We start from the raw sequence: 10,214 nt of genomic DNA on the forward strand, positions 1-10,214 counted from the left end.
AGCCCGCTCCCACATTGGGCCCTGTGTTTAGTCGACCAGGGTGCAGGCCATCACCACCGCATCTTCGCGGCCACCGACGGCGGGGTAATAATCCCGCCGACGGCCAATTTCGTTGAAACCATAACGCTCGTACAGCCGGAACGCGCCGGTGTTGCTGTCGCGCACTTCCAGGAAACATTCCCGCGCCTTGGCCTCGTAGGCCCGGGACATCAGGTGCTCCAGCAAGCTCAAGCCCAGGCCACGGCCCTGGTTTTCCGGCTTGACGGTGATGTTCAGCAAATGTGCTTCATCGAGGATGATCTGCACCACCCCGTGACCCACCTGCTGCTCGCCTTCGAACATCAGCCAGATCTGGTATTTGCCCAGCCCGTCGAGAAAAATCCCGCGGGTCCAGGGGTGGCTGAACGCTGCGTATTCGATCTTCAGTACAGCGTCGAGGTCCGCCTCGGTCATCGGGCGGAAGGATAAAGCTTCACTCATCGGTACTTTTCCAGCGCGCCATCAGCCGGCGCATGGCTTGCCAGACATCAGCCTTACGCTGTGGCTCTTCCATTAATAGTTCCAGGCCCGGCAGGGCCCAGACGGAGCCCAGGCCTTCGACCTGCAGTTCGCGGTACCAGGCCTCGGCATTCGCTTCGCCGGCAAAACGCACGGCGGGCAGGCCGATCAGCCACAGGCACACGCAGGGTTCGTCTTCCAGGCGCGCCGAGACAAAACCTTGCACAAAATCCCGTGCAGCTTCCGGGCCCTGGTCCATGGTGCCCCGGGCCAGCAGCGGCCAGCGCACCGGCTCGCCAACGATTTGCGGACTGTCGGGCAGGCCGGCGGCGCGCAACATGTCCTTGAGCAGCAGATAGGCCGGGTCGCGGGCCTGGAAGCGCTCGCCTGTGGGTAACTCCACCAGCAGCAGGCAACGCCCGGCCCGCAGCAGTTGCAGGGCAAAGCGTGGCGGCGGTACGACCGGAGCCTTGACCACGGCAGGCGCCTCTTCGGCGACGACCGGCTTCGCCACCGGCGACGGGCGCGGCACTTCGACCTTTGGCCGGACCACCGGGGTTTCTGCCACGGGCTTGACCAGCGGCACCGGAGCAGCCGCCTCCTCACCCGAAGGCTCGAAAGCCTCGAACGGTTCCGGGGCCTCCAACAGCTCGGGCCGCGAAGGGGCGGCGAACGGTAATTCAGTGCGCGGCAGCCAGTTGACCACCTGCATGGCGGTCAAGTAAGCGCGACGTCGGGACTCGATAAGCAAAGGTCGGCCACTTGTGGATAACTAAAGAACGGGGATTCTACCGCCCTTCGACGAAGATCGCCCGCAGTTGATCGTTCCGGTGAGCGCCTCACGACCGGCTGTGGATAAATCCCACCCCCGATGCAGTACAATCGCTGCTTTTAATCGCTAACCAGCCGGCCATTCCGATGATCGAACCCAAGCGCGTCTTGCGCGCCCTCGCCGAACACTGGGCCCTGCTTGAGCCACTGTGCGAACACTTCGACCAAGGCACCCTGAGCCTCAGCGAACTGCGCGCCCAGCTGGCCGCCCAACAACTGGACAGCACGCCACAGGACATCACCAGCCTGCTGGACGTGTGGATTCGCCTGGATATCCTGGTGCCTGTCGCCAAGAGCCCGAACCGTTTCGAGCTCAACGCACAGATCCACGACTTCCTGGCGTATCTTCGCAAGGAGCACCGGCTAGGCCTGTGCCTGGAAATCGAAGCCTACCTGCGCCACCTTGAGCGCCTGGCGGGTTATATCCAGGACGCCTTCGACATCCGCGACGGCCATGACCTGGCGCGCCAATTGCGCCTGCTGGACATGCGCGTGCGCGACGTGCTGAAAAAACTCGCCAACGACGAACAGGCCCTCGCTGCCGTGGCCGATCGCGCCAAGACCAGCGACCGGCAGATCCCGTTGCGCCAGCGCTACGCCGAAGTACTGGCGACCTGGGACGAATACGTCGAGCCGATGATTCAACTGGTGAACGCCGACGGCGCCTTCGAACAAGGCGTGCGCAAGGTGGAAAACGTACTGTTGCGCATGCTCACCGAGCAGCAGCGCCTCGGCCACCTGGTGGACGACGACATGCTGCTGCGCACCCACGCGCGCATCCTCGAAATGCAGACCAGCGCCCAACTGACCTTGCGTCACGCCCGGGAACTGCTGCTGCCGTTGCGGGAAGAAGCGCGCCGGCACAACGCCGTGACCCGGGGCGCGGCGCTGGCCTTGTCGGCGATTCGCCGCAAGGGCCTGGACGCGGTGCCGCAAGCGGCGATGCCGATGTTCACCCGGCCGCAAAGCACCTTTCTTGGCAGTGCCAGCCAGGTCGAAGCCTACGTGTACGCCCTGGCCAACTTCGAACCGAAGCCGGCGCGTTTCCCCAAGGCGCATAAATCCCACAAGGGCGAAGCCCCTCGCGCACCGCGCACGGTCAAGGAAATGCTCGAGCGCTGTGAAGACGCGCTGCCGATGCCGGACCTGATGACCTGGCTGCTGGAGCAGGAACCGGACGGCGCAACCGACGAGTTGCTGTACTGGTTCTCACGCCTGTCGCGGGAAAAACGCTTCAAGCGTGAACGTCTGGAACGACGGGATTACCACACTCACGAGCACCAGGTCAGCCTGCGCTCATTCGCCCTGCTTCCAGCCAGTATTGATACGGCCGGGAATTCTGCGAGCACCCCTCATGCATCTTGATCTATCCGAACTGTCCCAGCTGGCGCCGATCTTTCGCGAGCTGTTCAAGGGTTACCACGTCAGCCGCCGCGACCCGGAGCTGTACGCCCAACTGTCGAACTTCCAGGACCAGTACCGCACGTTGTTCAAGGCCCTGGGCTTTGAGTTGGTGTGCGACACGCGAGGTTTCTACTACTTCGTGCCGGACTCGGCCGTGGCCGCCGCGCAGGTCAACAAGACCGCCCAGCGCCTGGCGTTGTTCACCTTCATCATCGTCGAGCACCTGGCCGACCAGGGCCGCGACCCGATCGCCGTGCTCGACGGTGGCAGCCTGGGCCGTGACGAACTGCCGTCGTTGCTGGAAAAGTACCGCGACCTGTTTATCCAGGCCGAAGTGCAGACCGTCGAGGAACTGGAAGAAAAAATCATGCGCCGCATGACCCAGCTGGGTTTTGCCGGTGAAGAGAACGGCATCTACCGCTTCCTGCCGCCGATGCACCGCTTCCTCGATGTGTGCCTCTCGGTCCAGCAAGACCGCGACCTGGCCGCGAGCATCCACAGCGTATTGCCGTTGCCGGCCCCGGTGATCATCGACGAAGACAGCGATGAAAAACTGCTGAAGACCGATGACCCGCTGGACTTGAGTGACTTTGCAGAAGAAAGCGAAGAAGACGCCCTGGCCCGCGCCATTGCCGAAGAACAGGAGACCGACGCATGAGCAAGGAACGCTACGGCATTCGCCGCTTCGCCCTTTTGAACACCGCCGGTTACAGCCTGGGTTTGTTCCCGCTGGAAGAACCGCTGTCGGTGTACGGCGCGAACAACCTCGGCAAATCGGCGTCGATCAACGCCTTGCAGTTCCCGATTCTGGCGCGCATGTCGGACATGAGTTTCGGCAAGTACACCCTGGAGCAATCCCGGCGTTTCTACTTTGCCACCGACACCAGCTACATCCTCGTGGAAGTCTCGCTTCCCCATGGCCCGCACGTGATCGGCGTGGTCGGTCGCGGCCCGGGCGGTGGTTTCGGTCACCAGTTCTTTGCCTACGCCGGCAAGCTGGACCTGGCGCACTACCAGAAGAACGACACCTGCCTGCGCCAGAAAGAGCTGTTCACCAACCTTGAGCGCGAAGGCCTGAAAGCCTATGAGCTCAAGCCCGATGAGCTGCGGCGTTTGCTGGTGGGCGGCCATACGTCGATCCCGCTGGACCTGACCCTGATTCCGCTGCGCTCCACCAGCGAGCAGAGCCTGAAGACCTTCCGCGCGCTGTTTATCAATTTGCTGCACATGCGGGAAATCACCGCGGCCAAGTTGAAGCAGCTGTTTCTGGATGCGTTCGAACACAGCCTGCGTTCCGGCAGTGTCGATTACATCGCGGCGTGCGAAGAAGCCTTCCGCGATGTACGACGCATGGAGCAGGACTACAACTCGCTGGTGGCTGCCGGCCCTCTGGTAGAAGCCTTGGCCAACGGCGTGAAGCAGCGGGACATTCTGCGGGGCAAGCTGCATCGCCTGTCACCGCTGCTGGATTCGTTGCTGGGCACCTGGTCGGACTACGCCAGTGCGCGCAAGGAAGAACTGACGATCCAGGCCGAGCATTACCGCAACGAGCAGGATTCGCTGCAGAACGACCAGCGCGGCGGCACTCAGGAGCTGATGCGCCTGGAGCGGGAAATCAGCGGGATTCAGCGCTGGCTGGGTGAGCTGTCAGTGCTCAAGCACCGCTTCGCGCTGGTGGATGACGTCAAGGTGCTGGAGCAGCAACTGCTGGCCGCCAAGGATGCTCACGATGAACTGGCCGGGGCCTTGGCGCAGTCGCGTCAGTTCAGCGCCGAGGATCTGGATGAACGTCTGCGGGACCTGGAAAAACGCCTGAAGTCGGTGAAGCAGCAACTCGATCACGCCGACAACAACAGCTACGCCAAGCTGCGGGAAGAATTCTCGCAGCAGGATGTCGAGCGTCTGATGCGCCTGTTCAACAGTTCGCTGTTCAGCTTGCCGCTGGGTGAGCATGGCATCACGCTGGACGAGGACGGCCTGTGGGTGAAATCCCTGGAGCAGATCCTTGATGGCTTCAAGGGCGAGCGTTTTGAAGTGCCGGGGCTGGCCATCGACATCTCGCACATCGAGCCACCGGCGTTGCAGGCACTGGCTGACCGCGCCGCGTTGCGCGACCAGAAAGAGCGTCTGGAAAAAGAACTCAAGCAACTGAAAACCCAGCAAGCCGTGGCGGCCGACCGCGCGGCGAGCAAGACCCAGACTGAAGCGCTGTACCAACAGGTACTGGACGCGCAGAAGGCGCTGGAAGATTTCCGCCGTGCACAAACCCTGAGCGCCGAGGAAGGCGAGAAGCTGGAAAGCCTGGCGCAGATGGAAGCGGCCCAGGACGAATTGAAACGCTCCAGCGATGCGTTTACCGAGCGCGTCCAGCAACTGTCGGCCAAGCTGCAATTGGTAGGCCGGCAGATTGGTGATATGGAAGCCAAGCAGCGCACCCTGGATGACGCATTGCGTCGTCGCCAGTTGCTGCCGGCAGACTTGCCGTTTGGTACGCCGTTCATGGACCCGGTCGACGATTCCATGGACAACCTGCTGCCGCTGCTCAATGACTACCAGGACAGCTGGCAAGGCCTGCTGCGCGCTGATGGCCAGATCGACGCGCTGTACGCACAGGTGCGCCTCAAGGGCGTGGCCAAGTTCGACAGTGAAGACGATATGGAGCGCCGCCTGCACCTGCTGATCAACGCTTACGCGCACCGTACCGATGAAGCACTGACGCTGGGCAAGGCCCGGCGTGCGGCCGTCACCGATATCGCACGCACCTTGCGCAATATCCGCAGCGACTACGACAGCCTTGAGCACCAGTTGGCGTTGTTCAACCGTGAGATCAACAAGCGCCAGGTGTCCAACCTGCAGAGCTTCCGCATCGTGCTCGCGCCGAACAAGGAAGCCCTCAAGCATATCGACCAGATCATCCACAGTGCCGGCCAGTATGAAGAAGGCGAAACCCTGTCGGTGTTCGATCTGAGCCAGAGCGCCGAGCAGGACAACAAGAACGAGGAAGCCAAGGAATACCTGGCGCGCCTGGTTGCGGCCAACCATAACCAGTTGGGCCTCAAGGACTTGTTCGAACTGGCGTTCGAGATCACCAAGGTCAACGGCCAGCCGATCATTCACACCGACATCGATGGCGCCGCCTCCAACGGCACCACCATGACCATCAAGGCGCTGACCAACATGTATTTGTTGCTGCACTTGATGGACCGCGACCAGGCCGGTCGCGTGCGCCTGCCGTACTACCTCGATGAGGCCGCGGACATCGATGAGAAGAACCAGGCAGCATTGCTGGAGACCAGCTTGCAGCTGGGCTTCGTGCCGATTCTGGCGAGTGTGAAGCCGCAGGTTTCCGCCCAGGTGGCGATCGACCTGGAAGGCGGCAGCGGGCCGAACGGGATCTACATTGATGAGGCGGACTGGAAGTACATCCGTCGTCACGATGTGGTGAAGGCAACGGTGAATGTGCAGGCGGATGAGCCGGAGCTGGATGAGGTTTAATCAGTTGCGCTGAAATGCAAAAAGGCCGCGATCTTCTGGATCGCGGCCTTTTTTTGGTGTTCTTGAGGGCCTCTTCGCGAGCAAGCCCGCTCCCACATTCAATCGGGTTCCTTCAATGGGAACTGGGTCAAATGTGGGAGCGGGCTTGCTCGCGAAGGCCGCGCCTCGATCTATTTGCCGAGCGGGATTTTAGGCGCCCAGGTCAGCCATTCATCTTCAAACTTGTCGAACAGCGGGAAGGTCTGCTGGGGCCGTGCAGCGTTGCCCATACGCTCGCCGTCCGGCGTGGCAAAGGCGATGCCGCCGGCGACCAGGGTCTCCAGGGACTCAGTGCGAACAGTCGCGCCCTTGAACAAGCCGAAGTCGAGCCCGAAGCCGCTGGTGTTCCAGAACCGGCTGCCACTGCGCACCAGAGGCGCGTACTTGGGCTCGATCAGGATGTGAACCAGCACACGGTCGGCGGTCTGGCCCAGCTCGTAGCCGGTAACTTTGCCTACGGTGACTTCGCGGTAAGTGACCGGAACGCCTTCCTTCAACGAGCCACGGCGTGCGGCGCTGAGTACCAGGCTCAGGCCCTCCTCCTGATGAACGGCTTCTGGCGGCTTGTCCAGCGCGACGAAACTCTTCTGTGGGCCGATACTTTTGGTCGCTGGCTGTACTTCGATGTACTGGCCGGTCACCAGGGTTTCCAGGTTCGACGTTTTCATCAGGCCCAGTTCAGGCTTGACCACCCAGAACTGACTGCCGGCCCGTGCAATGCGGTCGGCCACCTGGGTGATACGCGCGCTGAGCAGCACCGATTGCATGTCGGCGCTCAGGTCGACACTTTCGATCTTGCCTACGTCCAGGCCCTTGAAGCGCACTGGCGTACCCGGGCGCAGGCCATCGGCGCGGTCGACCTTGATGGTCACCAACGTACCGTGCTGGTTGGCGGCTTCGCGATCCGGGAACAGACGGAAACGCGGGATGCGCTTTTTCAGCGGCACATTCGGCTCCGGGGTTTCGAAGGCGATACCGCCCGCCATCAGGCTGGCCAGGGATTCGCTTTTCACCTGGATGCCGCCGGTAAGCCCACCGGTCAGGGTCACGCCGCTGGCATTCCAGAAACGGGTCGAACCATTGACCAGGCCTTCGTATTCTTTCTCGATATGGACGCCGATCACCAGTTGCTTGTTCTTGCGGGAGAACTGGTAGCTCTGCACGGAACCGACCTTGACCTGCTTGTAGAGGATCGGGCTGCCGACATCCAGGGAACCGAGGTTGTCGGTGAAGAGCACCATGTGCAGGCCGGGGGAACGCAGGTCCAGTGGCGGCGCCTTGGCGCGGGCGACGTACTCCCGTTGTGGCGCGGTGCCCTTGTCGCCGGGACGGATGGCGATGTAGTTACCTTTGACCAACGCTTCCAGCCCGGTGATGCCGGCCAGTGAGATGGACGGCTTGACCACCCAGAATTGGGTGTCCTGGACGAGGTAGTCTTCGGCCAGTGGGTCGAGGGTCAACTCGGCATTGGCGCTGGACAGGTCCGGATCGATCTTCAGGGTTTTCAGGCTGCCGACCTGGATGCCTTTGTACATCACCGGGGTGCGGCCCGCCTGGAGGCCTTCGAAGTCGGTGAGTTTGACTTTGACCTTGATGCCCGCCGCGGCTGCATCGAAGTCTTCGTACAGGCGGAACGGCAGGCTCGGGTCCGTCGGTGGGCTGTCCTTGCGGTTCTCCGGCGTGGCGAAGGCGATACCGCCGGCAACGATGCTGGCCAGGGATTCACTGCGGACTTTTACGCCGGAAAGGTTGGCGTCGATGCTGATGCCGCTGGCGTTCCAGAAACGCGTGTGTTTGCGCACCAGGCTGGCGTAGGTCGGCTCGATGTAAACCTTGATTTCAACGGTGGTCTGGTCTTCGGAGAGCAGGTAGCTTTTGACCTGGCCGACCTGGATCTGCTTGTAGAACACCGGGCTGCCACGGTTCAGCGAGCCGAGTCGATCAGCTTTGATCGTCAGGTGCAGGCCGGGCTTGGCGTCGGATAAAGGCGGTTCTTCGGACAGGGCCTTGAACTTGCGCGTCGGCTCACCATCGCCTGGGCTGGCGGCGATGTAGTTACCCGAGACCAGGGTTTCCAGGCCGGTGATCCCGGCCAGGCTGACACTTGGCTTTACCAGCCAGAAGCGGGTGTTGGTCTTGAGGTATTGCTCCACATCCTTGTTCATCTCGATGGTAGCAATCACCCCGCGATTGTTACCTTCGTCATCCAGGGCCAGGGTTTTGACCTTACCCACGGACATGCCTTTGTAGACCACTTCGGTCTTGTTGGCCTGGATGCCTTCGCCGCTTTCAAAGCGTACCTGAATCTCGATACCTTGCTGGTTGTACGCACGCCATCCCAACCAGCCACCGATGATCAGGGCAATCAGGGGCAGCACCCAAATGGCCGACCAGTTGGAAGCTGGGCGGGTTTTAGCCTTAGGCAAATCACTCATGGTCGTCGTCCGACTCCGTGTTATCCCAAATCAGTCGGGGATCAAAAGTTACTGCGGCAAGCATCGTCAAGATCACCACACTGGCGAACGCCACGGCACCGAGATTGGCCTCGACACTGGCAAGTCGCCCAAAGTTTACGACCGCCACCAGGATGGCAATCACGAAGATATCCAGCATGGACCAACGGCCAATGAACTCGATAAAGCGGTACATGATAATGCGTTGTTGCGCGGAAAGTGGCTGGTGACGCTGCACCGAGAACAGTAACAAGCCGATGCCCACCAGCTTGAAGGTGGGCACCAGAATGCTGGCGATGAACACTACAGCGGCGATGGGGAACATGCCGTGCTGCATCAACTGGATCACGCCGGACATGATGGTGCTCGGATCGCCTTGGCCCAGGGAGCTTACGGTCATGATCGGCAACAAATTGGCCGGGATGTACAAGATGGCTGCCGTGATCAGCAGCGCCCAGGTGCGCGTCAGGCTGTTCGGACGACGGGCGTGGACCAGCGCGCCGCAACGGGTGCAGGTTTGCTCGTCGGTGTCCGGGTCTTGTTTGTTTAGTTCGTGGCATTCGGTACAGATCAGAATGCCCGCATCAATCGCCCGCATGAGCATCCTCTCCTGACAGCGCTTCCCAGATCTGGTGAGGTGACATGACCACCTCCAGCAGTATCTGGACCATTAACAGACTTACGAAGCAGGCCAGGCCCAGCCCAACGGTGATGGTGGCCATGTCGGCCAGTTTTACGATCGCCACCAGCACGCCCATCAGGTACACCTCGAGCATTCCCCAGTCCTTGAGGTGGTGGTAAATGCGATAAAACAGCAGGCCGTAGCTGCGACCGATGTTCCAGCGAATGCTCAGCAATACCGCCAGTTGGCACAGGAGCTTGAGCAACGGAATGCCCATGCTGCAGAGGAACACCACCACGGCGACGCCCTGCATGCCGGTGTCGAACAGGCCGACGACGCCGGTCCATACGGTGTCCTGCGAGGACTGCCCGAGTAGATTGAGCTGCATGATGGGTAAAAAGTTCGCGGGGACGTACAACAATAGCGCCGCAAGCACTAACGCCAGGCTTCGTTCAACGACGTTGTGGCGGTGAGCGTACAGCTCGTAGCCGCAGCGTGGGCATTGGGCCTTTTCACCGCGGGCAAGCTCCGGCTTGCGCATCAGCAGGTCGCACTCATGGCATGCCACCAGTTCGTCCAGCGGTAAGTCTGACACCTCAAGGGTATCAACCGGGTCGGGCATATAGGGCTCGGACTCTAAAAAAGATTAGGTGCCTATTCTAGTGTTCTGGTTCAGAAATAACTGTGCAAATTTGTCGGGGGATTCAGTAGCGTTTGTGCGCGCGAGGGGGGATTGGGACGAGGGGATTTAGACCAATGCGTGGCATCAGGTAGCCCGCGTTACCGTTGGAGTTTTTCGCCAGCAAGCTCGCCATACTTTCCGACCGCCCAAAACAAAACCCCTGACTGCGTAAGCAATCAGGGGTTCTGGA

8 protein-coding genes are annotated in these 10,214 nt (G+C 61.2%); 3 read left to right on the forward strand and 5 right to left on the reverse strand.

The features are described from left to right. Positions 1–27: 27 nt before the first annotated feature. Together rimI and HYE77_RS29440 are read right to left on the reverse strand one after the other, a co-directional pair. Positions 28–480 (reverse strand): ribosomal protein S18-alanine N-acetyltransferase, encoded by a 453-nt coding sequence (rimI, locus tag HYE77_RS29435; RefSeq protein WP_003214382.1) that lies wholly within the window; start codon positions 478–480, stop codon positions 28–30. Next, entirely contained in the window at positions 473–1,210 is a 738-nt protein-coding gene (locus HYE77_RS29440; RefSeq protein WP_003214379.1) for a hypothetical protein, read from the reverse strand. The genes rimI and HYE77_RS29440 overlap by 8 nt, the downstream gene beginning before the upstream one ends. A 206-nt stretch (positions 1,211–1,416) precedes the next feature. Here HYE77_RS29440 and mksB point away from each other — a divergent pair, with 206 nt between their 5' ends. The 3 genes from mksB to mksF are packed head-to-tail and all read left to right on the forward strand — an operon-like array spanning position 1,417 to position 6,228. Then, on the forward strand, positions 1,417–2,694 hold the full coding sequence (mksB, locus tag HYE77_RS29445; RefSeq protein WP_003214377.1) for an Mks condensin complex protein MksB: 1,278 nt from the start codon (positions 1,417–1,419) through the stop codon (positions 2,692–2,694). Further along, positions 2,684–3,391 (forward strand): Mks condensin complex protein MksE, encoded by a 708-nt coding sequence (gene mksE, locus HYE77_RS29450; protein WP_003214375.1) that lies wholly within the window; start codon positions 2,684–2,686, stop codon positions 3,389–3,391. Before mksB ends, mksE begins: the two co-directional genes overlap by 11 nt. Then, positions 3,388–6,228, forward strand: a complete 2,841-nt coding sequence (gene mksF, locus HYE77_RS29455) for an Mks condensin complex protein MksF (RefSeq protein WP_008437530.1) — start codon at positions 3,388–3,390, stop codon at positions 6,226–6,228. Before mksE ends, mksF begins: the two co-directional genes overlap by 4 nt. Before the next feature lie 170 nt (positions 6,229–6,398). On the opposite strand, the gene HYE77_RS29460 is transcribed toward mksF, so the two are convergent. Genes HYE77_RS29460 through HYE77_RS29470 form a run of 3 tightly spaced genes read right to left on the reverse strand, consistent with a single transcriptional unit; the run spans position 6,399 to position 9,964 of the window. After that, the gene (locus HYE77_RS29460) at positions 6,399–8,702 is read right to left on the reverse strand and encodes a PqiB family protein (protein WP_003214369.1); all 2,304 of its coding nucleotides are present in this window, start codon (positions 8,700–8,702) and stop codon (positions 6,399–6,401) included. Next, a complete protein-coding gene (locus tag HYE77_RS29465) occupies positions 8,695–9,318 on the reverse strand; it encodes a paraquat-inducible protein A (protein WP_003214366.1) in 624 nt (207 codons plus the stop codon). Before HYE77_RS29465 ends, HYE77_RS29460 begins: the two co-directional genes overlap by 8 nt. Beyond that, positions 9,305–9,964, reverse strand: a complete 660-nt coding sequence (locus HYE77_RS29470) for a paraquat-inducible protein A (RefSeq protein WP_008437533.1) — start codon at positions 9,962–9,964, stop codon at positions 9,305–9,307. The genes HYE77_RS29465 and HYE77_RS29470 overlap by 14 nt, the downstream gene beginning before the upstream one ends. Positions 9,965–10,214 lie beyond the last annotated feature (250 nt).

It is taken from the genome of Pseudomonas sp. IPO3774 (genome assembly GCF_013386835.1).
In the GTDB taxonomy this organism is placed as follows: domain Bacteria; phylum Pseudomonadota; class Gammaproteobacteria; order Pseudomonadales; family Pseudomonadaceae; genus Aquipseudomonas.

Bases quoted from the DNA above. Each gene is read 5' to 3' on its own strand.
- rimI (WP_003214382.1), bottom strand. From the start codon at position 480: ATGAGTGAAGCTTTATCCTTCCGCCCGATGACCGAGGCGGACCTCGAC.
- HYE77_RS29440 (WP_003214379.1), bottom strand. From the start codon at position 1,210: ATGCAGGTGGTCAACTGGCTGCCGCGCACTGAATTACCGTTCGCCGCC.
- mksB (WP_003214377.1), top strand. From the start codon at position 1,417: ATGATCGAACCCAAGCGCGTCTTGCGCGCCCTCGCCGAACACTGGGCC.
- mksE (WP_003214375.1), top strand. From the start codon at position 2,684: ATGCATCTTGATCTATCCGAACTGTCCCAGCTGGCGCCGATCTTTCGC.
- mksF (WP_008437530.1), top strand. From the start codon at position 3,388: ATGAGCAAGGAACGCTACGGCATTCGCCGCTTCGCCCTTTTGAACACC.
- HYE77_RS29460 (WP_003214369.1), bottom strand. From the start codon at position 8,702: ATGAGTGATTTGCCTAAGGCTAAAACCCGCCCAGCTTCCAACTGGTCG.
- HYE77_RS29465 (WP_003214366.1), bottom strand. From the start codon at position 9,318: ATGCGGGCGATTGATGCGGGCATTCTGATCTGTACCGAATGCCACGAA.
- HYE77_RS29470 (WP_008437533.1), bottom strand. From the start codon at position 9,964: ATGCCCGACCCGGTTGATACCCTTGAGGTGTCAGACTTACCGCTGGAC.